The 26530-nt window shown below is 72.4% G+C and carries 22 protein-coding genes and 1 pseudogene; 9 read left to right on the top strand and 14 right to left on the bottom strand.

Annotation, left to right across the window (positions count from 1 at the left end):
- Positions 1 to 107 precede the first annotated feature (107 nt).
- Positions 108 to 761, top strand: coding sequence for a hypothetical protein (locus AB0J33_RS29320; RefSeq protein WP_363618046.1), 654 nt, complete (start codon positions 108 to 110; stop codon positions 759 to 761).
- 22 nt (positions 762 to 783) lie between these two features.
- On the opposite strand, the gene AB0J33_RS29315 is transcribed toward AB0J33_RS29320, so the two are convergent.
- Entirely contained in the window at positions 784 to 1614 is an 831-nt protein-coding gene (locus AB0J33_RS29315; RefSeq protein WP_363618044.1) for a DUF3152 domain-containing protein, read from the bottom strand.
- Between the two features lie 138 nt (positions 1615 to 1752).
- Between AB0J33_RS29315 and AB0J33_RS29310 the strand changes: the two genes are divergently transcribed.
- Positions 1753 to 2253, top strand: coding sequence for a SigE family RNA polymerase sigma factor (locus AB0J33_RS29310; protein ID WP_363618042.1), 501 nt, complete (start codon positions 1753 to 1755; stop codon positions 2251 to 2253).
- Positions 2250 to 3011 carry a hypothetical protein gene (locus AB0J33_RS29305; RefSeq protein ID WP_363618040.1) on the top strand — a complete coding sequence of 254 codons (762 nt, stop codon included), beginning with the start codon at positions 2250 to 2252 and terminating at the stop codon, positions 3009 to 3011. The genes AB0J33_RS29310 and AB0J33_RS29305 overlap by 4 nt, the downstream gene beginning before the upstream one ends.
- A 29-nt stretch (positions 3012 to 3040) precedes the next feature.
- Here AB0J33_RS29305 and AB0J33_RS29300 read toward each other — a convergent pair whose 3' ends face one another.
- Positions 3041 to 5818 (bottom strand): ATP-binding protein, encoded by a 2778-nt coding sequence (locus tag AB0J33_RS29300; RefSeq protein WP_363618038.1) that lies wholly within the window; start codon positions 5816 to 5818, stop codon positions 3041 to 3043.
- A gap of 202 nt (positions 5819 to 6020) precedes the next feature.
- On the opposite strand from AB0J33_RS29300, the gene AB0J33_RS29295 reads away from it, so the two are divergent.
- Complete coding sequence (locus tag AB0J33_RS29295) at positions 6021 to 7472, top strand: M28 family peptidase (RefSeq protein ID WP_363618036.1); 1452 nt, start codon at positions 6021 to 6023, stop codon at positions 7470 to 7472.
- Positions 7473 to 7532: 60 nt separating this feature from the next.
- Here AB0J33_RS29295 and AB0J33_RS29290 read toward each other — a convergent pair whose 3' ends face one another.
- Positions 7533 to 8231: an SDR family oxidoreductase gene (locus AB0J33_RS29290; RefSeq protein ID WP_363618034.1), complete on the bottom strand. Its 699-nt coding sequence runs from the start codon at positions 8229 to 8231 to the stop codon at positions 7533 to 7535.
- Between the two features lie 161 nt (positions 8232 to 8392).
- Here AB0J33_RS29290 and htpG point away from each other — a divergent pair, with 161 nt between their 5' ends.
- Positions 8393 to 10309 (top strand): molecular chaperone HtpG, encoded by a 1917-nt coding sequence (gene htpG, locus AB0J33_RS29285; RefSeq protein ID WP_363618032.1) that lies wholly within the window; start codon positions 8393 to 8395, stop codon positions 10307 to 10309.
- A 54-nt stretch (positions 10310 to 10363) separates the two neighbouring features.
- Here the strand turns inward: htpG and AB0J33_RS29280 are convergent, their stop codons facing one another.
- Together AB0J33_RS29280 and AB0J33_RS29275 are read right to left on the bottom strand one after the other, a co-directional pair.
- On the bottom strand, positions 10364 to 11017 hold the full coding sequence (locus tag AB0J33_RS29280) for a response regulator transcription factor (RefSeq protein ID WP_363618030.1): 654 nt from the start codon (positions 11015 to 11017) through the stop codon (positions 10364 to 10366).
- Positions 11017 to 12165, bottom strand: a complete 1149-nt coding sequence (locus tag AB0J33_RS29275) for a sensor histidine kinase (protein ID WP_363618028.1) — start codon at positions 12163 to 12165, stop codon at positions 11017 to 11019. Before AB0J33_RS29275 ends, AB0J33_RS29280 begins: the two co-directional genes overlap by 1 nt.
- Positions 12166 to 12274: 109 nt before the next feature.
- Here AB0J33_RS29275 and AB0J33_RS29270 point away from each other — a divergent pair, with 109 nt between their 5' ends.
- Positions 12275 to 13708 (top strand): nitrilase-related carbon-nitrogen hydrolase, encoded by a 1434-nt coding sequence (locus AB0J33_RS29270; protein WP_363618026.1) that lies wholly within the window; start codon positions 12275 to 12277, stop codon positions 13706 to 13708.
- Here the strand turns inward: AB0J33_RS29270 and AB0J33_RS29265 are convergent.
- The gene (locus AB0J33_RS29265) at positions 13631 to 16453 is read right to left on the bottom strand and encodes a BTAD domain-containing putative transcriptional regulator (RefSeq protein WP_363618024.1); all 2823 of its coding nucleotides are present in this window, start codon (positions 16451 to 16453) and stop codon (positions 13631 to 13633) included. The two genes, AB0J33_RS29270 and AB0J33_RS29265, sit on opposite strands and share 78 nt — an antisense overlap.
- Before the next feature lie 183 nt (positions 16454 to 16636).
- On the opposite strand from AB0J33_RS29265, the pseudogene AB0J33_RS29260 reads away from it, so the two are divergent.
- A pseudogene (locus AB0J33_RS29260) lies at positions 16637 to 16774 on the top strand (hypothetical protein); the annotation flags it as partial.
- Positions 16775 to 17133: 359 nt separating this feature from the next.
- Here the strand turns inward: AB0J33_RS29260 and AB0J33_RS29255 are convergent.
- The 8 genes from AB0J33_RS29255 to AB0J33_RS29220 all read right to left on the bottom strand — a co-directional run bounded on the left by AB0J33_RS29255 (position 17134) and on the right by AB0J33_RS29220 (position 24258).
- Positions 17134 to 17622 (bottom strand): peptidoglycan-binding domain-containing protein, encoded by a 489-nt coding sequence (locus AB0J33_RS29255; protein WP_363618022.1) that lies wholly within the window; start codon positions 17620 to 17622, stop codon positions 17134 to 17136.
- Between the two features lie 218 nt (positions 17623 to 17840).
- A complete protein-coding gene (locus AB0J33_RS29250) occupies positions 17841 to 18200 on the bottom strand; it encodes a hypothetical protein (protein ID WP_363618020.1) in 360 nt (119 codons plus the stop codon).
- 123 nt (positions 18201 to 18323) lie between these two features.
- Positions 18324 to 19511, bottom strand: coding sequence for a DNA polymerase IV (dinB, locus tag AB0J33_RS29245; protein ID WP_363618018.1), 1188 nt, complete (start codon positions 19509 to 19511; stop codon positions 18324 to 18326).
- A gap of 57 nt (positions 19512 to 19568) precedes the next feature.
- Positions 19569 to 20039, bottom strand: coding sequence for a VOC family protein (locus tag AB0J33_RS29240; RefSeq protein ID WP_363618016.1), 471 nt, complete (start codon positions 20037 to 20039; stop codon positions 19569 to 19571).
- A 39-nt stretch (positions 20040 to 20078) separates the two neighbouring features.
- Complete coding sequence (locus tag AB0J33_RS29235; RefSeq protein ID WP_363618014.1) at positions 20079 to 20630, bottom strand: GNAT family N-acetyltransferase; 552 nt, start codon at positions 20628 to 20630, stop codon at positions 20079 to 20081.
- Positions 20627 to 21148, bottom strand: coding sequence for an N-acetyltransferase (locus AB0J33_RS29230; RefSeq protein ID WP_363618012.1), 522 nt, complete (start codon positions 21146 to 21148; stop codon positions 20627 to 20629). Before AB0J33_RS29230 ends, AB0J33_RS29235 begins: the two co-directional genes overlap by 4 nt.
- Before the next feature lie 316 nt (positions 21149 to 21464).
- The gene (locus AB0J33_RS29225) at positions 21465 to 23039 is read right to left on the bottom strand and encodes an FMN-binding glutamate synthase family protein (protein WP_363618010.1); all 1575 of its coding nucleotides are present in this window, start codon (positions 23037 to 23039) and stop codon (positions 21465 to 21467) included.
- Between the two features lie 88 nt (positions 23040 to 23127).
- Positions 23128 to 24258 (bottom strand): N-acetylmuramoyl-L-alanine amidase, encoded by a 1131-nt coding sequence (locus AB0J33_RS29220; RefSeq protein ID WP_363618008.1) that lies wholly within the window; start codon positions 24256 to 24258, stop codon positions 23128 to 23130.
- A 192-nt stretch (positions 24259 to 24450) separates the two neighbouring features.
- Here AB0J33_RS29220 and AB0J33_RS29215 point away from each other — a divergent pair, with 192 nt between their 5' ends.
- Positions 24451 to 25449 carry a hypothetical protein gene (locus tag AB0J33_RS29215; protein WP_363618006.1) on the top strand — a complete coding sequence of 333 codons (999 nt, stop codon included), beginning with the start codon at positions 24451 to 24453 and terminating at the stop codon, positions 25447 to 25449.
- Positions 25450 to 25648: 199 nt separating this feature from the next.
- Positions 25649 to 26530: MFS transporter (locus tag AB0J33_RS29210; RefSeq protein ID WP_363618004.1), on the top strand; the 882-nt coding region annotated here is incomplete at its 3' end.

The raw sequence follows: 26530 nt of genomic DNA, 5'->3' as shown, positions 1-26530 counted from the left end.
GGCGGGGGAGGCGACAGACGTACCCCGCCCCCGGTGTGGCGGTGTCCCCCACGCGATCCCACAATGCGGTACGGTGCGTGGCATATCGGCACATCGGAGGTGGATTCATGCCTGCCGTCGTCGTTCTCGCGCTGACCCTCGCTCTCGCGCCGGCGCCGTCCCCGTCCCCGTCGGATCCGGTCGGTGACCTCCTCGGCGGCGTCGGCCAGATCGTCGACGATCTGCTCGGCGGTGGCGGCACGCCGAGTGCGTCACCGACGCCGAGCCCGCCTCCCACCGCGGCGTCCACGCCGAGCCGGCCACCGGTTGCCGGTCAGCCCGGCCCGGCGCGGCCCATCGCCGACCCCGCGCCCCCCGGGTCGGCGGCCGGTGCCCCCGGGCCCGCCGCCCCCGGTCGCCCCACCGCCGGTGACGGCACCGGCGCCCACCATGCCGCCGTGCCGCTGCTCGACGGTGACGCCCCCACGCCGAGCGCTCCGCCGGCGGTCGCCGAACCCTCCCGCGACGCCTGGCCACCCACGTCGTACCTGCTGGTCGTCGCGGTCCTCGCGGTCCTGGCGCTGCTGCTGGTGCGCCGCCGTACCCCGGCCCCCTCGGCCGCGCCCGCCCCGGGCCCCGGCCCGGTGTCGGATCCCGGCCCCCCACCGGACTCCGGCCCGGTTCCGGACAATGTCAGCCGGTTGCCGACCAGCCTCAACGCCATCTACGAGATGGGTCGGCTGGACGAGCGACTCGACCAGGAGCGGCGCCACCGGACCTGATGCGCGGCCCCGACCGTCGGGCTCAGTCCACCGGGTAGGCGCCCGCACGCCGCGGGATCTCGTCGTCGTACGCCCCGACCGGCCCGCTGTAGCGGACCCTGCCGTTCGGGAACGGCCAGGCGTTCGCGGTGCAGCCGTGCAGGCCCAGCGTCTGCTGCTGCATCACCGGCGCCGGCCGGCCCCGCCCGGGGCACCGTTCGTGGCCGTACCCGAGCTTGTGCCCGACCTCGTGGTTGACCATGTACTCCCGGTAGGAGGCAAGGCTCGCGCCGTAGCCCGGTACCCCGGTGACCCAGCGCGCCACGTTCAGCACGACCCGGCCGCCGTTGCGACAGGAGGTGTAGCCGTCCGGCACGTCCTGGCAGAGGGTGTCGCGGGTGCCGGGGGTCGCCAGGTAGATGGTGAAGTCGGTCGGGTCGCCGGGCCCCACCCGGCGGAGCCGCCACGCCCCGCCGGCCGTCCACCCGCGCGGGTCGTGCAACGTCGCGGTGATCGCCGTCGCGACGTCGGCCGCTGGCAGACCCCGGATGTCGCGCTCGACGGCGACCCGGTAGCGCAGCAACTGACCGCCGGTCGCCTGCCCGGGCGCCGTCTCGCCGGGCGCCACCGACCAGCGGTTACCGCCCCTGGCGGGGTAGCTCACCGCGATAGCGGGCGCGGAGCTGGGCGGGACAGCGACGACTCCGGTCGGCCGGCCGGTGGCCACGGCCGACCTGCTGGGCGGCGGTGCGGCAGCGACCGGTTCGGTGACGGGTTGCCCGGCGGCCGGTAGGCCGCATCCGGTGAGCAGCGCCACCACCAGCAGCGACACCGTCGGAGCGGAACGCCACCGGCGGGTAACCTTCGTCGACATGTCTCTCCCCTCGCGCGTCGCTCGGCGGCGGCGCGGAGGAGAAGACGGGTGAGCGTGGCAAAAAGTTGATGTGACCCGGGGCTCAACCTTTTGCCGGCCCTGCCCGTCTCTAGCTCTGTGGCACGGGGAGGGTTCGCGGTGGCGCGGGGTGACGCGGATTTCGTCGAGTTCGCGCGGGCGGCGTCCGCGCGACTGGTGCACGCCGCGTTCCTGATGACCGGTGACCACCACCAGGCCGAGGACGCCGCACAGACCGCTCTGGTGCGCACCTACGCGTCGTGGTCGCGGATCCACGACGACGATGCCTACGGGTACGCACGCCGCACCCTGGTCAACCATCTGGTGGACGGCTGGCGGCGGCCGATGCGGGAGTACCCGACCGACGAACTGCCCGAGCAACGGCGTGGCGACGTGGCCGACGACGTGGCCACCCGGCGCTGGCTGATCACCATCCTCGGCGCGCTCAGCCCCCGGGAGCGGGCCATCGTCGTCCTGCGCTACTACTTCGACCTGCCGGAGGCGCAGGTGGCCCGGGAACTTTCGGTATCCCTCGGCACGGTCAAGAGCACCAGCTCGCGAGCGTTGGAGAAGCTGCGCAGCGCGGCGCCGCGCACGGCCGACGAGGGGGCGCGCCGATGAACGAGCTGGAACGACTCCGCCACGCCATGCGGGTGACCGAGCGCCCCGACGCCGCGCTTGACCTGGCCGCCGTGCTGCGCGAGGGCCGTCGGTTGCGTACCCGTCGGCGCATCGCCGGAGCCGGGGCGGCGACCCTCGCGGCCGGGCTGGCCGGCGTGGTCGTCGTGGTGGCGGTCGGCGTGCCCCGGCCGGGAGGCCCGGCGCCGGGCGAGCGCCCGCCGCCGGTCGCCGTCGCGCCGCCCTCGGCCGGTGTCTCGCCGCCGGTCGAGAGGTCGCTGGAGCCCACGCCGCCGCCGACGGTGGCCCGCGACGTGCCGCCACCGAAGGCCCTGGGCCGGTTGGTCGACAGCGGGGTGCGGCACGGTGACGACCGGCGGGTCTACTACTTCGTCCGGGTCGCCGTGCCCGGTGTGCCCAAGGTGTCCATCGGGCTGGCTGCCGGTCGCCAGGCTCCGGACGGCTCGCTGACCACGGACATCCTGGTCAACGACGTCGAAGGCAGCGACCGCAGCGCCGGGTTCCACGAGATCGGCTACGACGAGCGCTCAGCTGCCGCGCCGGTGCCCACCTTCGGCTACTTCGTGGGCCCCGCCCAGCGGATCACCGGTGCGGTCGACGGTCGGCAGGTCGATGCGCGGCTGGCTCGGTGGAGCGTCGACAAGCAGGTGGTGATCTTCTGGTTCGAGCCGACTCAGCTCACCCCGGGGGAACGACTGGACGGCATCATCGCCCGCGACAGCAGCGGCCGTCGACTCTGACCGGTCGACGGCGGGTCGCTCACACCGGGTCAGGCCAGCCGACGCTCGATGGTCACCGTCGTCCCCTCGGCGGTGGAGACCAACCGCACGTCGCCGTAGGCGTTCATCAGCAGCGCGCCGCGCCCCCGGTCCATCGCCGGCCGGCGGTCCCGCCAGGTGCCGAAGTCCCGTACCGAGATCCGGATCAGGTCCCCACCCACCTGGATACGTAGGCGCACCTCCGGACGGCTGGGCCGCTGCGCGTGCTCGACGGCGTTGTTCACCGCCTCGGACGCGGCGAGCAGGAGATCCTCCAGCACGTCCGGGTCGACGTCGAGGTCGCCCAGCGCCTTCCGGACGTCCCGACGCATGGCCGCGGCGGAGGTGGGCGCGGACGGGTACGTCCACCCGACGTCCAGGAGGTCACCCAGCCCGTCCGGCTCGGCCGGCGCGCCCGCGACCACGGCGGTGTCGCGGACGGGTTCGCCCGCCGGGGCCGACGCGGCGGGGCCGATCGGGGCGGGTCGCGCCGACGGCGTCGAGGCCGGAACCGCCGCCGTCTCGCCACCGACAGCCGCTGGACGGGTGCGGTCGCGGGCTCGACGGATGCTGGCCCGGATCCGGGCGATCAGCTCGGCCGCGGCGAACGGTTTCACCAGGTAGTCGTCCGCGCCCAGGCTCAGGCCCTCCACGCTGGCTTCCCCTCCGGCGCGGGCGGAGAGCACCAGCACCGGCAGCGCTCGGGTCGCCGGGTCGGCGCGCAGCCGGCGCACCAGGTCGAAGCCGTCCAGCACCGGCATCATCACATCGGTCAGCAGCAGGTCCGGCTGCTCGCGGTGGATCTCGTCGAGGGCCTGCCGACCGTCGGCGACGGCCCGCACCCGCCAGCCCTGCGCGGTGAGCAGCCGGGCGAGGTACCCCCTCATGTCGGCGTTGTCGTCGGCGAGCAGGATCTCCGCCCCCGCCCACTCGTCCGTGGCCGCCCCGGAGGCGCGATCGGGCTCGATCAGCGCGTCGCCCGGGTCGGCGAGCCAGCCCATCGCCTCCTCGACGGCGGCGCGGGCCGCGTCGCCACGGCCGTTCACCGCCGGCCCGCTGACCGACGTGCGGTGCGCCGCCGACCAGGGCAGCGTCACGGTGAAGCTGGTGCCGACGCCCACCTGGCTGGCCACCCGGACGTCGCCGCCCTCCAGCCGGGCCAACTCGTGCACCAGTGCGAGGCCGATGCCCGTGCCCTCGTGACTGCGCGAGCGGGCGCCGCGCACCCGGTGGAAGCGTTCGAAGAGTTTCGGCAGGTCCCGTTCGGCGATGCCGATGCCGGTGTCCGCGACGGTGAGGCGCACCTCCTCGTCATCCGCGTCGAGGGTGACCCGGATGCGGCCGATGAACGTGTACTTCAGGGCGTTGGAGAGCAGGTTCGTGACGATGCGTTCCCAGTTGACCGGGTCGACCGCGACCGGTCGGGGCAGTGGCGGGCAGCTCACCTCGAGGGTCAGCCCGGCGCGCTCGACGGCGGCCCGGAACACGCCGGCCAGTTCGGCGGTGAGCGCGGCCAGGTCGACCAGACGGGCGTCGCTGCGGGCGCGCCCGGCCTCCAGGCTGGAGAAGGTGAGCAGGCTGTTGACCAGTGTCAACAGTCGGGTGGCGTTACGCCAGGCGGTCTCCGCCCGCTCCCGCTGCACCGGTGCCAACGGCGCGGTGGCGTCGGTGAGAGCGTCGGTCAGCGGGCCGAGGATGAGCGTCAACGGGGTACGGAACTCGTGGCTGACGTTGGCGAAGAAGTCGGTCTTCACCCGGTCCAGTTCCGCCAGTGCCTCGACCCGGCGCCGCTCCTCCTCGTACTCCTGGGCGTTGCGCAGCGCCACGGAGATCTGCTGGGCGAGGAGCTGGTGGAAGGATCGGTACGCCTCGTCGAGCCCTCGGCTGGGGCTGACCCCCGCGAGCAGGACACCGAGCGGCTGATCCTCGTCGGCGGAGGGCAGCGGCAGCGCCAGCGCGGTGCGCACCGGCTCCTCCCAGGGGCCGGCGGGCAGCGGCAGCCGGTCGGCGACGTCGGTGACCAGGGTCGCCCGGCCCTCGGCGGCGTCCGCCAGCCCCCAGGCGTACGCGGCCGGGCTCGGGTCGGTCAGCTCGACGGTCTCCGGGAGGGCCCCGGCGTGTCCCCGGTCGCCGCCGGTGCAGGCGACCCGTCGCAGCGTCGCGGCGTCACGCAGGTAGATGGCGCAGAACGGCACGTCCAGGGGATGGGCGCCGATCGCGTCGCTCAGTCGGGCGCCGGTGGCGTCCACGTCGACGGTGCGCCCGTCGCCGAGAACGGACAGGTCGCGCAGCAGTCGGAGCCGACGTTCGCCGACCACCTGCTCGGTGACCTCGCTGCACACGGTCAGCACGCCGACGGTGTTGCCGTCGTCGTCGCGGGCCGGGGCGTGCGAGACGCTGAAGTACGCCTCCTCGCGGTAGCCGGCCCGTTCCAGCAGCAGTCGCAGCGCGGGGACCCAACTGGCCACCCCGGTCGCCATGGCCTGCTGGATCAGCGGGGCGAGCACGTCCCAGCCCTCGGCCAGGGTCACCCGCACGTCGTCGCCGAGCGCGGCGGGGTGCTTGTCGCCGATCAGCGCGGAGTACGCGTCGTTGTAGAGCTGGGAGAGGCTCTCACCCCAGAGCAGCAGCATCGGGTACCGGGAGGAGAGCACCATCCGGACGGCGGCGCGCAGGCTCTGCGGCCACCCGGTGACCGGGCCCAGCGGTGTGTGGGCCCAGTCCAGTTCTGCCATCAACCGACCGGTGTCACCGCCGCCGATGAACAGGTCAGTGCCGGGTCGTGTCACGCTCGATCCGGCTCCATCGCAAGCCCCCGTTCCGGGCCTAACGACCCTGCCGCATTACCTACCCATCCTGACACCTCTACTCACCTGTGCCGACGCCGGTACCCATCGTCGAACCGGTGGCGGTTCCGGACGAACGACCGATGCTCGGTAGATCGATATCTGTAAGTCTCTCGGGTATCCCTCCAACCCCCGAGGAGCCCCCATGAGAGGCAGAACGCTGAGCGCGGGAGTCGCGCTCGCCGTGTTCGCCGCAATGACGGTGACGCTGGCCGCCCAGCCCGCGACCGCGTCACCCGCGACCGCGTCGACCGCGACCCGGCCGACCGCCGCGGCCGCCGCCGCGCTGGCGGCGCCGGACATCTCCGTCAGCAACGTCCAGGCGCACCTGACCCAGTTCAACGCCATCGCCACCAGCAACGGTGGACACCGCCGGGCCGGCTCGGCCGGCTACACCGCCTCACTCAGCTACGTGAAGACCAGACTCCAGTCGGCCGGCTACACCGTCAGCGAGCAGTACTGCTCCAGCTGCACGTACCCCTCGAACAACCTCATCGCCGAATGGCCCGGCGGCCCGGCCGACCAGGTGGTCATGTTCGGCGCACACCTGGACGGCGTCTCGGCCGGTCCGGGCATCAACGACAACGCGACCGGCTCGTCGACCCTGCTGGAGAACGCGCTCGTCCTGGCCGCGCAGAACCCGACCATGACCAAGCGGGTCCGGTTCGCCTGGTGGACCGACGAGGAGCAGGGCCTCAACGGCTCCCGGTTCTACGTCAACTCGCTGAACTCCACCCAGCGCGGCTACATCAAGGGCTACTACAACTTCGACATGGTGGGCTCGGTCAACGGCGGCTACTTCATCAACCGGGTCAGCTCCAGCACCGCGGCGCCGTTGAAGGCGTACTGGGACTCGTTGGGCCTGCAACCGGAGGAGAACGTCGAGGGTCAGGGCCGCTCCGACGACTACTACTTCCAGCAGGCCGGCATTCCCACCTCGGGGTACGCCGCCGGCGCGAGCGCCCGCAAGACCAGCTCCCAGGCGGCCAAGTGGGGTGGCACCGCCAACTCCGCGTACGACCCGTGCTACCACCGGTCCTGCGACACCACCGCCAACGTCAGTGCCACCGTGCTGAACCGGGCCGCCGACGGTGTCGCGTACGCGCTGTGGCAGCTCGCCGTCGGCGGCGGCACCCCGAGCTGCGTCGGCGGTCAGGTGGTCGGAAACGGTGGCTTCGAGAGCGGCAGCACGCCGTGGACCGCCTCCTCCGGCGTGATCACCAACGCCAGCGGTCAGCCGGCCCGGACCGGGTCGTACAAGGCGTGGCTCAACGGGAACGGCAGCACCCGTACCGAGAGCCTGTACCAGTCGGTGACCGTGCCGGCCGGTTGCGCCACCTACACGCTGTCGTTCTGGCTGCACATCGACACCGCCGAGACGACCGGCTCGACGGCGTACGACCGGCTCACCGTGCAGCTGGGTTCGAGCACGCTGGCGACGTACTCGAATCTCCACGCCGCCTCCGGTTACGTGCAGCGCAGCTTCAACGTGGCCGGGTTCGCCGGGCAGACGGTGACGCTGCGGTTCACCGGCACCGAGGACTCGTCGTTGCAGACCAGCTTCGTGATCGACGACGTGACGTTGCAGGCGAGCTGACCGCGTACCGGAGAAAGGGCCGCCACCGGTCTTCCCGGTGGCGGCCCGTCCCGGCGGGGGTCAGGGGAGCTGCGGGTAGAGCGCGGCGACGCCGCCGGCCAGCCCGGCCTGCACCTGGCGGCTGAGGTCGTCGGCGAGGATCTCGTACGCGTCGGCCTCGATGCCGTCCACGCCGATCCGGGCGATCGACGCCGGGTCGGACTTCGGGCCGGTGATGTCGGCGGCCATGTCGGTGTCCAGGTAGCCGACGTGCAGGCCGGCGACCCGGACGCCCCGGTCGGCGAGTTGGACGCGCAGCACGTTGGTCATCGCCCACTCGGCGGACTTGGCGACGCTGTAGGCCGCGTGGGTCGGGGAGCCGAACCAGGACAGCACGGAGAGCACGTTGAGGATCGTTCCGCCGCCGTTGCCGGCGATGACCGGCGCGAACGCCCGGATCGTCGACAGCGTGCCGAGGTAGTGGGTGTCCAACTCCAGCCGGGCGAGGTCCAGGTCGCCGTCGAGGAGGTCGGTCCGGGTGTCGATACCCGCGTTGTTGATCAGCAGGTTCACGCCGCCGGCCAGCTCGGCGGCGGCGGCCACCGAGGCGGGGTCGGTGATGTCGAGGCGGACCGGCGTCACGCCGGGCAGGTCGACGCTGTCGGGGTTGCGGGCGCCGGCGTAGACGGTGGCGCCCCGGGCGAGGAGTTCGGCGGCCAGGTGGCGGCCGAGGCCACGGTTGGCGCCGGTGACGAGGGCGGTGCTTCCAGCGATCTTCATGGCCGTCACGCTATCCGACCTGACTTCTGTTCAACAAAGTCAGCTATGTCACGACGGGGTTCGACCGGATCGGGAATACGACCCGGACGCGGCCACACCTCCGTCGGTGACGACTCGTATCCTTTCCGCGAACCTCCGCACGAGCCGAGACGGGAGACGGTGTGAGCAACCAGGTCGAAACGTTGGAATTCCAGGCCGAGGCGCGTCAGCTCCTCCAGTTGGTGGTCCACTCGATCTATTCGAACAAGGACGTCTTCCTGCGGGAACTCATCTCGAACGCGTCCGACGCGCTGGACAAGCTCCGGCTGGCCACGCTCGTCGACAAGGACCTCGTCGCCGACACCGACGACCTGCACGTCGCGCTGGAGATCGACCGCGACGCCCGCACCCTCACCGTGCGGGACAACGGCATCGGGATGACCCGGGACGAGGTCGTCCAGCTGATCGGCACGATCGCCAAGTCCGGCACCGCCGAGCTGCTGCGCCAGCTGCGGGAATCCTCCGACGCCCACGCCTCGCAGGACCTCATCGGCCAGTTCGGCGTCGGCTTCTACGCCGCGTTCATGGTCGCCGACCGGGTCACCCTGCTGACCCGAAAGGCCGGCGAGACCGGCGGCACCCGCTGGGAGTCCACCGGCGAGGGCACGTACTCGATCGAGGCGGTCGACGAGGCGCCGCAGGGCACCACGGTGACCCTGCACCTCAAGCCGGCCGACACCGAGGACAACCTGCACGACTACACCGCCGAGTGGACCATCCGCGAGATCGTCAAGCGGTACTCCGACTTCATCGCCTGGCCGATCCGGATGACCGTCGAGCGCCCCGGCGCCGATGGCGAGGCCGCCACCCGCGAGGTGCAGACCCTCAACTCGATGAAGGCGCTCTGGGCACGGCCCCGCGACGAGGTCGACGCCGCCGAGTACAACGAGTTCTACAAGCACGTCAGCCACGACTGGGCCGACCCGCTCGAGGTCGTGCACATGAAGGGCGAGGGCACCTTCGAGTACGAGGCGCTGCTGTTCCTGCCCAGCCACGCCCCACTGGACCTGTTCTCCCCGCAGGGCCGCCGTGGCGTCCAGCTCTACGTCAAGCGCGTCTTCATCATGGACGACTGCGAGGCGCTGATCCCGACCTACCTACGCTTCGTCAAGGGCGTGGTCGACGCGCACGATCTGTCGCTGAACATCTCCCGGGAGATCCTCCAGCAGGACCGGCAGATCCAGGTCGTCCGCCGCCGCCTGGTCAAGAAGATCCTCGCCACGGTCAAGGACCTCAAGGCCAACCACGCCGAGCGCTACCGCACCTTCTGGACCGAGTTCGGCGCGGTGGTCAAGGAAGGGCTGATCGACGACACCGACAACCGGGACACCCTGCTGGACATCCTGTCGGTGGCCTCCACCCACGACCCGGCCGAGCCCACCGACCTGGCCGGCTACGTGTCGCGGATGAAGGACGGCCAGAGCGACATCTGGTACGCCACCGGCGAGTCCCGGGCCGCCATCGAGAACTCCCCGCACCTGGAGGCGTTCCGGGCCAAGGGCCACGAGGTGCTGCTGCTGACCGACCAGGTCGACGAGGTGTGGGTCGAGCGGGTCGGCACGTACGACGGCCGGCCGCTGCGCTCGATCGCCAAGGGCGAGATCGACCTGGACACCGACGAGGAGAAGCAGCAGGCCGAAGCCGAGCGCGAGCAGCAACGACAGGAGTTCGCGGCGCTGCTCGAGTGGCTGGGGACCACCCTCACCGACAGCGTCCGGGAGGTCCGGCTGTCGTCCCGGCTGACCACCTCACCGGCCTGTGTCGTCGGCGACGCCCACGACCTCACCCCGACCCTGGAGAAGATGTACCGGGCGATGGGGCACGAGATCCCCGCGACCAAGCGGATCCTGGAGATCAACCCCGGTCATCCGCTGGTGTCCGGGCTGCGCAAGGCCCACGAGCAGGGCGGCGACACCGCCACGCTGACCGAGACCGCCGAGTTGCTCTACGGCCTGGCGGTGCTCGCCGAGGGCGGTGAGCTGACCGACCCGGCCCGCTTCACCAGGACGCTCGCCGACCGGTTGGCGCGCACCCTGTAGGAGGCGCAATCCGTCGCGGCCGGCGGGCCCCGCACAGTCGGGCCCCGCCGGCCGTCACCGGCCGGGAACCACCAGACCCGATTCATAGGCGGTCATCACCGCCTGTGCGCGGTCGCGCAGGTGCAGTTTGGCGAGCAGATTACCGACGTGGGTCTTCACCGTGTGCTCGCTGAGGCGGTGGTGGGCGGCGATCTCGGCGTTGGACAGACCGGCCGCGATCAGGCGCAGAACGTCCGTCTCACGGGCCGTCAGGGCGGTCACCGCAGCGGCCAGGGCCGGGTCCGGGTGACCGCGCCGGTGCAGCTCGCCGATCACCCGGGCGGTGACGACCGGGGCGAGCAGCGCGTCGCCGGCGGCGACCACCCGGACCGCGTTCACCAGGTCGGCGCGGGGGGCGTCCTTCAGCAGAAAGCCGCTGGCGCCGGCACGCAGAGCCGCGTACAGGTAGTCGTCGGTGTTGAACATGGTCAGGGCCAGCACCCGGCTCCGGGTGAGGGCACAGACTCGGCGGGTCGCGGCGACGCCGTCGAGGACGGGCATGCGCATGTCCATCAGTACGACGTCGGGACGGTGCGCGAGGGCGGCCTGCACGGCGGCGGCGCCGTCAGCGGCCTCGGCGACCACCTCGATGTCCGGCTCGGCGCCGAGGATCGTGGCGAACCCGGCCCGGAACAGGTCCTGATCATCGGCGAGCACGACCCGCAGCATCAGATCACCGCCGGTGCGGACAGGGGCAGGCTGGCGGTCACCGTGAAACCGTGACCCTCCGAGGCCGGGCCGGTGAGCAGCGTCCCGCCGCAGGCGTGGGCCCGCTCACGCATGCCGACGATCCCGTACCCGGGCCGGCCGTCGTCGGAAGCCCGGTCGCCCCGGCCGTCATCGGTGACCGACACCGTCAGCGAGTTCGCCGCGTAGTCCAGTCGGATGCGCACCGATCGTGCCCCGGCATGCCGGAGCACGTTGGTCAGGGACTCCTGCACGATCCGATAGGCGGCGACCCCGACGTCCGCGGGCGGTGCGAGCGGCGGGTCGACGGCACCTCCGCGGGACGAGTGGCCGCCGGATGCGGACGGCGGGGACGAAACGGTGAGGACGGCGTCGAGACCGGCGGCTCGGACGCGTTCGACGAGGACGGGAAGGTGGTCCAGATCCGGCTGGTCGAGAGGCTGGTCCGCCGGTTCGTACAGGCTGCCGACAGCGCGGCGGAGCTGCACGACCGCGTCCCTGCCGGTGGCGGCGATCGTGGCGAACGTGGCATCGGCGCGATCCGGCTGGTGACGGACCAGGAGGGGACCCGCCTCCGCCTGGACGATCATGACGCCGACCGCGTGGGTGAGGATGTCGTGCAGGTCGCGGGCGATACGGGTGCGTTCACGCAGCACCGCCGCCGCACGTTCACCGGCGAGGCGCCGATCGCGTTCGGCGAGGGCGACGGCCTGGGTCCGGCGGGCGCGGGCGCTGGTGCCCAACGCGTACGCGAAGAGGTAGGCGACCGAGAGGTAACGCAGCACCTCGACGTCCGGGCGGGGATAGAGCAGTGAGACCAGCAGGCCGGCGGCGGTGAGCGCGACGCCGAGCAGACGGACCGGCCGGGAGGCCCGCGCCGCGAACGTGTAGAGGCAGACCAGCGGGCCGACCGGCAGTAGCGGGGGCGCGCCGAACGAGGCGGAGACCGTCGTGGCGACACCCACGACGACGGCGACCGGCAGCAGGGCGCGGTCCCGCCACAACACCGGCACCGACGACGCGACCGCGAGCGGCAGCACCCACCAGTCACCTGGCCCGCTGGCCAGGGCGGGCAGCACGGTCGCGGCGACGGCGGCCACCGTGACGGCGAGATTGACGTACCGCTTCACGTCGGCAGTATCGTCCGGCCCGGCGCTCTGCCGCCTCCCTCCACGGGACCAGATCGATCCCGCTTCGCGCGGCGATCCGCCCCGGCCGTCCACGCCGCACGCTCGACACATGATGACGTTTGTCGCCGCGCTCCTGAGTGGCCTGTTCTGGCTCGGCGGCACCGGGCTGCATCCGGTCGCCGCGCTGACCTGGTTCGCCCCGGTCCCGCTGCTCCTCGCCTCGACGCGGGTACGCCCGAGGACCGCGCTCTGCGCGACTGCCCTCGCCTGGACGATCGGTCAGGGCAACATCCTCGGGTACTTTCTCGGCACCCTGCGACTACCGGTGCCCGTGGTCGCCGGTGTGGTCCTGCTCGGCCTCGGCCTGGCGGCCGGCACGGTTCTGCTCGCCCGCGTACTGCTGCTGCGCGGACGACCCGTGCTCGCCGTCCTCGCCGTGCCGTCGCTCTGGGTGCTGGGGGAGTACGCCGCGTCCCGCGTGTTGCCGGACGGCGCCTGGTGGAACCTCGCCTACACCCAGGCCGACATCCGCCCGGTCATCCAGCTGACCTCGCTCACCGGCGTCTGGGGCGTCACGTACCTGCTGCTCGCCGTCCCGATCGCCCTCGCCGCGCTGCGCACGAGACCACGTCCCGCCCTCACCTGTCTGCTCGCCCTCCTGCTCAGCGCCGGCGGGTGGTCGGCCTGGTCGCTGAGCCGTTCCCCGGACCCGGCCGAGCCGCTGACCGTCGGCCTGGTGGCCCTGCGGCAGCCCGAAGACGGGCTCCCGCTCGACGAGCCGCCCGGCCGTGACCTGCTCGCCCGTTATGCCCCGCGGGTTGCGGGTCTGGTCGCCCGTGGGGCACGGGTCGTCGTCCTGCCGGAGAAGGTGTTCGCCGTGACGGACGCGACGCTGCCACTGCTTGTGGACGCCCTTGAGCAGAGCAGGGCCCAGGTGGTCGTCGGCGCGGTCCTCCGACGCTCCGGCACGGCGAGCAACGTCGCGCTGGTGCTGAACCCGGACGGGACGGTCACCACGTACCAGAAACAGCACCTGATCCCGGGCCTGGAGGACTGGCTGACCCCGGGTGACGACGACGTCGTCGTGGACGGGCGGTTCGGCGTCGCGATCTGCAAGGACCTCGACTTTCCCGGCCTGGTCCGGCGGTACCGGGCGCGGGGCGCCTCGGTGCTGCTCGTACCCGCCCTGGACTTCACGTCGGACGGCTGGCTGCACGCACGGATGGCCCTGGTTCGCGGGGTGGAGAGCGGGCTCACCGTGGTCCGGGCCGCGGCGTCCGGCCGGCTGACGGTCACCGACCCCGCCGGCAGGACGTTGGGCGAGGCCACCGCCGGTGACGCGGAGCTGCTGGTCAGCGCCGCGCCGACGACGGGACGGGAAACGGTCTATTCGCGTACCGGAGACTGGTTTCCGTTCCTGTCCCTGATCCTGCTGGTCGTCTCCATCGTGGGGACCCGTCGGCGGTCACGGCCCCTCGGCGTCGGTGAGCCGACGACGGACGCGCTCCGCGTCCGGGTGCCCGAGGTCGTCGAGGAGGCGTAGCGCCGCCCGCCAGCTGCGGACCGCCCCGGCCCGATCGCCCGCGTCGGTCTGCGCCTCGGCCAGGTGCCCGAGCGTGTCGGCCTCGTAGTACCGGTCCCGGAACTCCCGGTACAGCTCCACCGCGTGCCGGTACGAGCCGACCGCCTCGGCCGGCCGCCCCGCGCGGTGCTGCGCGTACCCGAGGGTGTCCCAGGTCGGGGCCTCACCCTGGCGGTCGTCGAACTCCCGCAACAGCGCCAGGCCCTGCCGGCACGCCTCGATGGCGACATCGTGCTCACCCAGTTGGGCGCGGTACCAACCGATCGCGTTCAACGCCATCGCCTGCCCGTACCGGTGCCCGGCCGTGCGGTACAGCGTCAGCGCCGCCTCCGCGTGCTGGACCACCTCTGCGCGTCGGCCCTGCCGGTCGGCCATCTCGGCCAGGTCCAGGCAGGTGTGCCCCTGGTTGGCCGGGTCGTCAAGGGCCCGGAACAGCTCCAGTGCCCGCTGAAGCTGACCGGGTGCCTCGTCGAGCTGGCCCAGCCGGGCCTGGGCCCGGGCCAGACTGCGGTGCGCGTGCGCCTGCCCGGCCGGGTCGCCGCCGCGGAGCGCGGCGAGCAGCGCCGTACGCTGCACCGCCAGTTGGTCGTGCCAGCCGCCCCGCCGGTCCAGGAAGATGGTCAGACACCAGGCCAGCTGCCAGGCGTGCCGGTCGAAGCCGCTGGCCGCGCACCGCTCGACCAGGGCGATCAGGACCTCCCGCTCTCGGGCGAACCACGCCGTCGCCTCGTCGTGGTCGCTGACCTTCTCGGGCCGGACCCCCGCGACGACCGGCGGCAGTGCGATCGGGTCCCAGTGCGGGTGCAGCAGCACGGCAGCGGCGTGCGCGCTGTGCAGATAGTGGTCGAAGAGACGACCCCTTGCCGCGGCCCGGTCGCCGACCGGGTCCTGCTTGCCGGAAAGCTCGGCCGCGAAGGCCCGCAGCAGGTCGTGCATCCCGAACCGGTCCGCGCCGCGCTCCAGCACCAGGTGTGCGTCGGCGAGTTCGGCGAACGCCGCCCGGACGTCGCGTCGTTCGGCGCCGACGAGGCTGGCCCCGGCCGCCGTACTGAGCGTCACGTCCGTGCTGCCGCCGACCAACCGGAAGAGGCGGGCGGTCGGCCCGGTCAACAGGCGGTAGGACCAGGACAGCGCCGCCCGTACGCTGCTGGCGTGGTCGCCCGCGTCCAGCCCGTCCAGTCCGCCGTCGGTGCGCAACTGCGCGCCCAACTCGCTCAGGGAGAGCTGAGGCCGGACCACCGCCCGGGCCGCCACCACGACCAGAGCCAACGGCAGCCCATCGCAGAGGCCGACCAACTCGCCGACGGCGGCTCGCTCCGTCTCGGCCCGCACCCCGATCCGCGCGTGCAGCAGAGCCTCCGCGTCCTCGTCGGTGAGCAGGTCCAGCACCAGAGGCTCAGCGCCCTCGGTGGCCACCAGCCCGGTCAGCCGGTCGCGGCTCGTCACCAGCACCAGGCAGTGCGCGGACCCGGGCAGCAGCGGCCGGACCTGCGCGGCGTCCCGGGCGTTGTCCAGCAGCACCAGCATCCGTCGGCCGGCCAGCAGGCTGCGGTACAGCGCCGTCTGCTCCTGCGGGTCGAACGGCAGCTCCCGCGGCGACACCCCCAGTGCCGCGAGAAAACCGCGCACGACCTGCTCCGCGCTGCGCACCACGCCGCTGTGGCTGTAGCCCTCCAGGTTGGCGTAGAGCTGCCCATCGGGGAAATGCCCGACCACCCGGTGCGCCCAGTGCACGGCCAGCGCCGTCTTGCCCACCCCGGCCAGCCCGGAGATCAGCGCCACCGGCACCGCACCGGGACGCGACTCGGCGTTGGTCCGCAGCGCGTTCAGTCGGGCCAGCTCCGGCCCCCTGCCGGCGAAGCCCCGGACGTCGGAGGGCAACTGCGCCGGGACCGGGTGCGCCGGGTCCGGCCGTGCGGCGGGTCCGGCCGCGCCGCGCGTCGGCGCCGGTTCGGCGGGGGTTGCCGGCACGGTGATCTCACCGCGCAGGATGGCCTGGTGCAGCTGGCGAAGCTCGGCGCTCGGGTCCGCGCCGAGCGCGTCAACCAACTGGTCTCGTAAGCGGGCGTAGTACGCCAGTGCTTGTGCGCTCCGCCCGGCGGCGGCCAGCGCGTGCAGCAACGCGGCGGCGACGGTTTCGTCGAGCGGCTGGTCGTCGGCGAGCCGGGTCAACGGGTCGATCACGGCCTTCGGCTCACCTCGGCGCAGCAGGCTGCGGGCCCACTGCACGACGGTTTCGGCGTGCCGGCGGTTCCAGTCCTGCCGGACCCGGGCCGCCCACTCGCCGGGCAGTCCGGCCAGCGGCTCACCGCGCCACAGCGCCATCGCCCGGCGCAGCAGCTCCGCCCGCTCGGGGTCGTCGTCGGCCAGTTCGTCGGCCCGCTGCCGCAGGGCGTCGAAGTGCTGTCCGTCGACCGTCTCCGGCGGCAGGTGCAGCAGGTACCCGCCGGAACGGCGGATCAGCGCGTCCGGCGCCCCGGCGGTGGCCAGCACCCGGCGGATCCGAGCGAGGTAGACGTGCAGGTTGTGCCGGACCCGGGGCGGCGGGGAGTCACCCCAGACCCGATCCACCAGGGTTTCCGCGCGAACCGGCCGGCCCACGTCGACCGCCAGTGCGGCGAGGACCGCGCGTTGCCGGGCCGCCCCCGCGTCGATCAGCTGGCCGTCCGTCCACACCTCGACTGGTCCGAGAACCCGAATCTCCATGAACCGCCGCTCGCCCCGTGCCGCCGGTCGACCAACCCGGCCGGCAGGGCCGGATTGAGGTTCCGGCAGGAATCCGTCGACCTTCCGCGCAGATCATCGTAGGCACGACGACATCTGCCAATCCGATGTCGGCAAGTCGACTCACGGCCGACGCGGTCGTGACGATTCCCGGAGGTCACCCACGTGCGAAGCATTCGGCGAAGGCTCACGTCCGCTCTGGTTGCCGCGGTTGCCCTGACCGCCGCCTTCAGCGCCGCACCGAGCCCGGCCCAGGCCGCCAACTACGCCTGCCCCTCGAACCTGCTCTGCCTCTACGCCGGGACCAACTTCTCCGGTGACGTCTTGTACCTCGACGGGCCTACAACGGCTGCAACGACGTCACGCTGCCCTCGTACTTCCGCAACAAGACCCAGTCGATCAAGAACAATCGGGCGTCCGGCACCGTCTCCACCTTCTGGGACAACGCCAACGCCACCGGACTGCTCGGCTACCAGCACGCCTACGGCTACCGGGCGAACCTGGCGTACGACTCGGCCGCGATCGGCGGCACCTGGAACATGCGCATCGAGGCCGTACGGGTCTGCTGAGGCCGGCCTCTCCGGTGCGGGGAGGGACCGGAGACGCCACGACGGCGCCGGTCGGAACTCAACAGGGGATTCCGACCGGCGCCGTCACGTGGGTCAGCCCGGGTAGTAGCAGACGTTCGGGATGACCGGACCACCGTTGACCCCGAAGATCGCGAAGCCCATCCACGCCCGGGTCTGCGGGCCGTACTCGCCGTCCTCGGCGATGTCCGCCCACGCCCAGGTGGCGTTGATCTTGCGCTGTGCGTACAGGACGGCGTTGCGGGTGTTGGTGCCGTACTGGCCGTCAAGCCTCAGGGACTGGGAGTAGCAGTTGTTCAGCGCCTCCTGCAACACCTTGACCGCGCTGTTGGAGTTGCCGTACTTCAGGTAGCAGGTCTTGTTGCCGTCCTGCCAGCCGACGGTGGGCACGTGCATCTCGGCGCCACCCGGGTAACCACCGACGTTGTAGTAGGTCAGGCTGGTGCAGGTGGTGGCCGCCTGCGCGGCGGTCGGCGCCAACGCGGCAAGTCCGGCGCTGGCCAGCACGGCCAGCAGGGTGGCGGCGGCGCTGCGGCGCCCGACGCGGTTCTCGTGGATCGACATGTTCTCCTCCTGGGCGGGCTTGGCTGCTCGGGTCAACCCGGCATGCCCAGAAGCATCGCGACCGTCGATATACCGATTCTTGTGCGAACGTCAATTCGTCACCAGCGGTCCCCGGTGCTGATCGTCCCGGGGTCAACCGCTGAGTCTCTGACGGACGGCACGCGAACGCTCGGCCGGGTCGCCGGCCGAGCGTTCACGGGTGTCGCCAGCCGGTCGCGTCACGCCGCCGAAGCGGACGCCTTCGCCCCGCGCTGCGGTGCCACCGGGCCGGAGTTCCAGCCCCACCGGGATGCCGATACGACGGCCTCCCCGGGCCGAGCCCCGTCGGCCTCGTCACTGTCGATGGTCGTGTCGACCGACGCCGGGGTGTCGCGGGCCAGCCGCAGCGACTGCTCGGCGCTGGTGCGGGCGTTGCAGGGCCAACCCTGGCCGGCGCACTGGAGGTTGCGGCACTGACCCTCGCCGTCCGGCTCGTGTGCGCCCAGCACGTCGACCGCCAGTTGCCAGAGCAGCGGGTCGGTCACGTCGTGCGGGCGCTCGGCGGTGCGGCTCGGTCGGTTGCTGGTGTCGTCGGACATGGTGGGCCCCCCTCGTCAGGCTGTACCCCCCAAGGGTCACCCGTCAGCCGCCGGCTAAACCGCCGACCTGCTGTGATGTGTCTCTGATCGCAGCCCGACGAAAGGACGAGGCACGCAGATCGGTCAATCCGGCAGCAGTGGCATCTCCACGCCAGGCTCTCGGCCCAGCAGCACCGCCCGGGTGAGCGCCGCCGATCCGAACCGGTCGCGGACCGCGTCCACCGCGGCGTCCAGATCGGACCCCGGATCCGGCTGGAACGGCAGCTCCGGTTGCACCGGGTTGTCATCGAGGTTGCTCACCGAGACGCCGATCAGGGTGACACCACGGCGATCGATCTCGGGCAGCGCGGCGCGTAGCAGCGCACGCGCGGCGGCGAGCAGCGGCGTCGTGTCGGCGGTCGCCTTGCACACCGTGTGCGAGCGGGTCGCCCGGGTGTAGTCACCGAAGCGCAGCCGCAGCACCACCGTGCGGCCGGACCGCCCGGCGCCCCGCATCCGGCGGCTGACCCGGTCGACCAGACCGGCGAGGATGGCGTCCAACTCCTCCGAGGCATGCGGGGTACGACTCAGCGCGTGCTGCGCGCCCATCGAACCGCGCCGCCGCCCCACCTGCACCGACCGGGGGTCGCGGTTGTGCGCGAGCGCGTGCAGGTGCCGTCCGGCTCCCGCCCCGAGCAGCGACACCAACGCCGCCTCCCCGAGCCGGGCCACCTCACCGACGGTGCGAATCCGGCGTTCCCGCAGCTTGGCGGCCGTCACCGGGCCGACGCCCCAGAGCCGTTCCACCGGCAGCGGGTGCAGGAACGCCAGCTCGGCGTCCGGTGCGACCACCAGCAGGCCGTCTGGTTTGGCCACCCCGCTGGCCACCTTGGCCAGGAACTTCGTGCGGGCCACTCCCACCGTGATCGGCAGCTGGATCCGGTCGCGGACCTCCCGGCGCAGTCGCTCGGCGATGTCGGCCGGTGGCCCGACCAACCGCCGCAGACCACCGACGTCGAGGAACGCCTCGTCGATGGAGAGCCCCTCCACCAGCGGCGTGGTCTGCCGGAAGATCTCGAAGACCGCGCGGCTCGCCGCCGTGTAGGCCGACATCCGGGGCGGCACCACGATCGCGTCCGGGCACAGCCGACGGGCCTGCTGGCCGCCCATCGCGCTGTGCACCCCCCGTGCCTTCGCCTCGTAACTGGCCGCGAGCACCACGCCGCTACCGACGATCACCGGCCGGCCACGCAGGCGCGGGTCGTCGCGCTGCTCGACCGACGCGTAGAACGCGTCCAGGTCGGCGTGCAGGATGCTGGCGTCGGGCGACACGTACACATGTTCGCATGGCGCCCGGTCGTTGCGGCAGTGAGCTGGGCGAACGTTCGATCAGTCGAGGCAGAACTCGTTGCCTTCGGGGTCGGCCATGACGAGATGGCCGGCGCCCAGCGGGGGAGCGGGCTCGTGCCGGCTGAGTCGCTTGGCACCGTGCGAGACGAGCCGTTCGGCCTCCGCCTCCAGGGCCGCCATCCGCTCGGCGCCCTCCAGGCCCGGGGCGGCGCGTACGTCGAGGTGGACGCGGTTCTTCACCTGCTTGTGCTCCGGCACCCGCTGAAAGAACAGCCGTGGTCGCGAGCCCTCGGGGTCGACCACCGCCGACGCGTCGTTGCGGTGCTCCGGTGGCACGCCCATCGCCTCCAGGGCCTGGTCCCACGATGCGAAGTCGCCGGGCGGGGCCTGCACCTGATAGCCGAGCGCCTCGGCCCAGAACGTCGCCAACCCGGCCGGGTCGGCGCAGTCGAAGGTGATCTGCACGTCGCGGGTCACGGCGGAACCCCGCTTCCTGATCTCGTCGGTCATGGTTCCAGCCTCTCCCGAACAGCGGACAGAGTCGTTCCGCTATTCGTGCAACGATCGACGGGTGGCCCGTCGCCTCGCGACGATGGCCGGCGCGACGTCGGGGCGCAGCCGGTAGTGGCGCAGCGACACGGGGCCGCCGTCCGGGGCGGTCCACGCGGCCGTGCTGGTGCCAACGCACTGCCACCCGGTGCGTTCGTAGAGGGCGGCGGCCGCGGCGCTGTCCGCGGCCAGCTCCAGTACCAGGTCCGTGTCGCGTTCACTCGCCCATTGCCTGGCCCGGTCCAGCAGGGCGCTGCCCAACGCCAACCCACGGGCGGCCGGTGTCACGAACAGACGAGCCACCTCGGCCGTCGGCCGACCGAGCGGCCCACCCACCGGATCGGGGATCCGCTGCACCGCGACATGTCCGACGACGGCCGCGTCGGCGTCGACGGCGACCCAGGCCCGCGCGGGGTGCGGCTCGCGCAGCCAGCGGTGCGGGTCGGCGGGCCAGTTCAACGGGTACCGGTCGACCCGGTGGACCTCGGCGAGCGCCGCGACGCACCCGTCGAGATCGGCGGCGCGTCGCCGGCGGATGCGCGGGGGCGTCACAGGTCGCCGAACGGGCTCGCGTAGCGGAACTCGCCACGGATCGACTCGCGCCACGCGTGCAGCGGCCGGGCCATGAAGTACCGCGGCCCCCACGGCTGCGGTGGGGTGACGCCCAACTCGACGGCCGGCCGGAACCCGAAGCGCGGGTAGTAGCCCGGGTGCCCGAGCAGCACGACCAGCGGCTCGTCGCGTGCGTCGGCGGCGCCGAGCGCCGCGTGCATCAACGCGCTGCCGACCCCGCGCCGCTGCCAGTCGGGCAGCACGCCGAGCGGCCCCAGACCCAACGCCACCGGCTCACCGGCCACCAGGCCGCGGGTGGCCACCACGTGCCCGATCACCTGGCCGTCCGAATCGGTCGCCACCAGGGAGTACGCGGGCAGCCAGCCCTCGTCGGCGCGCAGCGCGTCGACGAGCGTCGCCTCGACCGGCACCCCGTCACCGTCGGCCTTGGCGAAGGCGGCGGAGTGCACCGCCCGGATGGCGTCGACGTCGACGGGTGTCTCGCGTCTGATCAGCACCGCGCCACCATAGACGGGGTGCGTCGCCGGCTCCACGCGTTTATCGCGCCGCACGACACCAGACAGGTTGGCGGTGAAGCCGGTGCCCAAACGGTTACCTCCCGACCCCGCCCCACTCCGGCACCAGCCCCACCGACCATGTCGCGAAAAGGAGTTATGCCTGTGAGGCATAGATATGACTCACAGGCATAACGCTCTTCGGCAACTTGCGTCGCGGCCCGAGGTTGGCCGGGTGCGGGGTCGGCCGCGCGTCGGAGGCCGAGGCCGGTGTGCGGCCGGGCCGGGCCGTCCGAGCGCAGCCTGCGTCGGCTTGAACTCAGCCGATGGCGGTGGCCGACGGCGGGGCGCTGCCGCCCTGGGGTGCCTCCGGGGTCATCAGCCGGATGATCTCCGCCTGGTCGGCAGGCGAGGGCAGGCCCCATCCCGGACGGTAGCCGTACACCTGGTGCAGTGGGGTGGAGCCGGTACGGCCGTCCAGGATCTCCACGGAGTCGGTCCCGATCAGGCCGGGGTGCTCCACCCCGCAGGCCTCGGCGACCTTGGTCAGGTCCCGGCGCAGCGTTGCCAGGTAGTTGGCCGCCCGGACCGACTTCAACGTCGGGTCCAGGCCCCGGGCGAGCCAGGCGTTCTGGGTGGCGACGCCGGTGGGGCAGGTGTCGGTGTGGCACTTCTGCGCCTGGATACAGCCGATCGACAGCATCGCCTCCCGACCGACGTTGACCAGGTCGCAGCCGAGCGCGAACGCCACGATGGCGTTGTCCGGCAGGCCGAGTTTGCCGCCGCCGACGAAGACCACCTGTTCGTGTAGGCCGTGCTCGGCGAAGACCTTGTACACCCGGGAGAAGCCCTGCTGGAACGGGAGCGAGACGGAGTCGGTGAAGATCAGCGGCGCGGCACCGGTACCGCCCTCGCCGCCGTCGATCGTCACGAAGTCCACGCCCCGGCCGGTGTCCCGCATCAGGGTGGCCAGCTCCTGCCAGAAGCCCAGGTCACCGACCGCCGACTTGATGCCGACCGGCAGGCCCGTCTCGGCGGCCAGCAGCTCCGCCCAGTCGAGCAGGCTGTCGCAGTCGGAGAACTCGGCGTGCCGGGATGGGCTGACGCAGTCCTGACCGGCCGGAATGCCCCGGGTGGCGGCGATCTCGGCGGACACCTTCGCCCCGGGCAGCAGCCCACCGAGGCTCGGCTTGGCCCCCTGGCTCAGCTTGATCTCCAACGCCCGCACCGGGGCCCCGGCGACCAGGTCCTTGAGCCGGTCCAGGCTGAACCGGCCGTGCTCGTCGCGGCAGCCGAAGTACGCCGTACCGAGTTGGAAGATCAGCTCACCACCGTTGCGGTGGTACGGCGACAGGCCGCCCTCGCCGGTGTTCTGCAGACAGCCGGCGAGCGCGGCGCCCTTGTTGAGCGCGGTGATGGCGTTGCCGGAGAGCGAGCCGAAGCTCATCCCGGAGATGTTGACCACCGACTCCGGTCGGAACGCGCGGGCCCGTCTGCGGGCCGCGCCGAGCACCTTGGCGCAGGGCAGCCGCACGTCGTGCCCGGCGGTCGGTGACGACGGCGGCACGGCCCGGCCGAACGTCCGGTGTTTGATGATCGGGTACCCGGGGGTGTATTCGATGTCGTTGTCGGTGCCGAAACCGAAGTAGTTGTTCTCCTGTTTGGCCGACGCGTACACCCAGCGGCGCTGGTCGCGGGTGAACGGCCGCTCCTCGTTGTTGCCGGCCACGATGTACTGCCGAAGCTCCGGCCCGATCGCCTCCAGCAGGTACCGGGCGCGGCCGAGCACCGGGAAGTTGCGCAACAGCGCGTGGTCACGCTGGATCAGGTCCCGCGCGGCGAGCGCCGCGACGGCGGCGGCTACGGCGGGTACGGCTCGACGGGCCCATGTCATGACCGGGAATCTTTCCGCCCTGGCGGCTGATCAAACCGCTGAGCTGGGGTGGCGGTGGTGCGGGTGCTTCCCGCACCACCGCCAGGGTTCAGCGGTGCCGGAACGACTCGCGGACCGACCCGCCGACGACCGTGCACCACGTGCTGGTGCTCACCTTGCCGTTGCGGGGCAGCCCGTGCAGCGCCTGAAGGTCCTGCACCGCCGTCCGGGTGGCGTGGTCGTACGCCCCGGTGACGGTGACCGCGTACCCCTTGGTGGCCAGGATCTCCTGCACGGCCGTGACCGGCGCTCCGGCCGCGTGCTGGTCCAACTCCGGCACCAGCGTTTCCCAGGTCGGCGGGGTGAGGGTGGCGTCCACGTCCACCGGGATGCCGTTGCGGGCCTGCCAGTCCTGCACGGCCGCCACGGTCGCGGCGTCGAACGTGCCGCTGACGGTCACCGGGTAACCCCGGTAGGCGAGCAGGTGCTGCACCACCCGGACCGAGGGTGAGTTGACGAAACGCCACAGGTCCGGCCAGCGGCGCGCCGGCACGTCACCGAGCGTGGTGCCGAGCGCCGCGTGCACCCGCCGCCGCAGCTCCGGGAACTGCCGGTAGAAGGCGGCGCCCGGGCACTCGGTGGTACGGAAGTCCCAGTGGCCGAAGATGTCGTGCGCGTGCAGCCCGTACTGCCGGCAGATCGTGACGCAGAGCCTGACCAGCGAGTCGGTCAACGCCTCCGGCGGCGTCTCGGTGACGTAGGTGCCCTCGTTCTCGATGCCGATGGCCCGGCCGTTCTCGCCCGGGCAGTGCGCCGAGATCATCTGCCGGTCGCCGGCTTCGAGCCGCTCCAGGCTGCCCCGACGGCCCTCCAGCACGTAGCCGCCCCGGCTCACCGTGAAGTGCTGGCCGGTGTCCGACCAGCCGTTGCCGTCGATGTGCAGGTCCTGGCAGTCGTGGGCCAGCTTGACCGCCTGCTCGCGGGAGTAGTCGGTGACGTTCGGGAACGCCATGTGGTGCACGATGATCTTGTTGGTGGCGATGGCGCTCACCGACAGCGGGTCCTTCGGCGGTCGGGCGGCCCACTCGGCACAGCTGATGATCCAGTCCAGGTCGGTGTCCGGGGCGGCCTGCGCGGCGCCCGAAAAGGCGAGTTCGCTCCCGACGACGGCGACCGTGGCGGCGCCGAGACCGGCCCGCAGCAGCGTCCGGCGATCCACTTCGGAATGGTCGACGTGCATGACATCTCCTCCTGCGGCCGACGGCGGGGGATGAAAAGTAGCTCCAGTGGCCGCACGCACCCCGGAGAATATTGCCAAAACTCGCCCGCGCGCTAGGGGGCCGGCAGGCCGGATGATCACATGAGTTTCCGCGCGTCGGGTCTGGGGTAGGTCGGGGTCGACCGTCCCGGCTGCCCCCTAAGGAATGACCAGATGAGTGACAACGTCAGCGACGCGGTGGGCGACGCGCTCCGCTCGGTGATGCTCTTCCTGCCCAAAGCCGTCGCCTTCCTGGCGATCCTGGTGGCCGGATGGCTGATCGCCAAAGCCGTACTGAAGATCGTGGAGAAGGTCCTCGAACGGGTCGGCTTCGACCGCGCCGTCGAACGCGGCGGCATTCGCCGCGCGTTGAGCCGCTCCCGGTACGACGCCAGCGACATCGTCGCGAAGCTCGTCTACTACGCGCTGCTGCTGTTCACCCTCCAGCTCGCCTTCGGCATCTGGGGGCCGAACCCGATCTCCGACCTGCTCGGCGCGGTGATCTCGTGGCTGCCGCGGGCCTTCGTCGCGATCGTCATCGTCGTGGTCGCCGCCGCCATCGCTAACGCGGTCAAGGACATCATCAGCGGCGCGCTCGGCGGCCTGTCGTACGGTCGGGTGCTGGCGACCATCGCCTCGGTGTTCATCCTCGGCCTCGGCGTCATCGCCGCGCTGAACCAGATCGGCGTGGCCACCGCGGTCACCAGTCCCGTGCTGATCGCCGTGCTGGCCACGATCGGTGGCATCCTCGTCGTCGGTGTCGGCGGTGGCCTGATCCGTCCGATGCAGAGCCGGTGGGAGTCGTGGCTTACCCGCGCCGAGCAGGAGTCGCGGCTGATCGCCGAACACGCCCAGGCGTACCGCGCCGGCCGTCGCGACGCCGAGGCGGAGCTGGCCCGCGCGTCGAGCACCACCGGCGACCCGGAGGCCACGCAGGTGGTGACCCGGCCCGCCGACGCGGACGCCACGCAGGTGGTGACCCGGCCCGCTGACGCGGACGCCACGCAGGTGGTGACCCGGCCCGCTGACGCGGACGCCACGCAGGTGGTGGGCGGCGTCGACCCCGACGCGACCCAGGTCGTCCGGGGCGGCCCGGACCGCGCGGTGCCCGGGCCCCGCACCAGCGACGACAGCGAGACCACCACGGTCATCCCGCCGGTCGACCGGCGCTGACCCCAGCGGTACGGCGGGGCGGGATCGAGCTGATCCCGCCCCGCCTCGCGCTGTCCGAAAGCGCTGGCCGGGGCCGGGCGGGTTGGCTAGCATCGCGGACATGACCTGGCGACATTGATCCAGCGGCGTAGGCCGATCCCGTGGGCCACCACGGACACCGCACGTCCGGTGTCCGTCTCCACCCCCACGGGAAGGCCCCATGAACCTCATCGCCTCGCGCGTGCCCGACCCTGCGGTCCGTCGGCTGACGACGACCCTCTACGGGTACTCGTTCCTCAGCGACCTCGTCCTGCTCTACCCGCTGTACGTGGTGTTCTTCGCCGACACCGGGTTGTCGGTGGGGCAGATCGCGTCGCTCTTCGTGATCTGGTCCGCCGCCGGCATCCTGTTCGAGGTGCCCTCCGGCGCCTGGGCCGACGTGCTGTCCCGCCGGCTGCTGCTCTGCCTCGCCCCGCTGGTGGCCGCCGCCGGGTTCGCGCTCTGGGTGCTGCTGCCCTCGTACCCGGCGTTCGCCGTCGGTTTCCTGCTCTGGGGCGCCGGCGGGGCGTTGGTCTCCGGTGCGCTGGAGGCGCTGGTCTGGACCGAACTGGACCGGCTCGGCGCGGTCGACCGGTACGCCCGGGTGCTCGGGCGGGCGCGCACGGCGGGTGTGCTGGGCGTGGTTGCCTCCGGAGTGCTCGCCGGCCCGGTGCTCGCCGCCGGCGGGTACCCCGCGGTCGGCGCGGCCAGCGTGCTCGCCTGCCTGGTCGCCACGATCGTCGCCACCCGGTTCCCGGAGCACCGGCCAGCCGACGGCGAACGCGACCCGGCCCCGGACGACGACGGCGACCTGGGATGGTGGGACACGCTGCGGGCCGGAGTCGCGCAGGTTCGCACCCGCCCGCCGGTACGGTCCGCCGTGTTCCTGGTCGCCGTGGTGGCTGCCGACTGGGGCGCCCTGGACGAGTACACCCCACTCCTCGCCCTGGACACCGGCGTCGGGGCGCAGGCCGTACCCCTGCTGCTCCTGCCGCTCTGGGCCGGGGTGACCGTGGGCGGGCTGCTCGCCCCGACGGGGGAGCGGCTGGGCCGCCGAGGGTAC

It is taken from the genome of Micromonospora sp. NPDC049645 (genome assembly GCF_040675155.1).
Classification (GTDB): domain Bacteria; phylum Actinomycetota; class Actinomycetes; order Mycobacteriales; family Micromonosporaceae; genus Micromonospora.
Note: the sequence above shows the minus strand (reverse complement) of the source record. Positions and strands in the feature narration are given on the sequence as shown.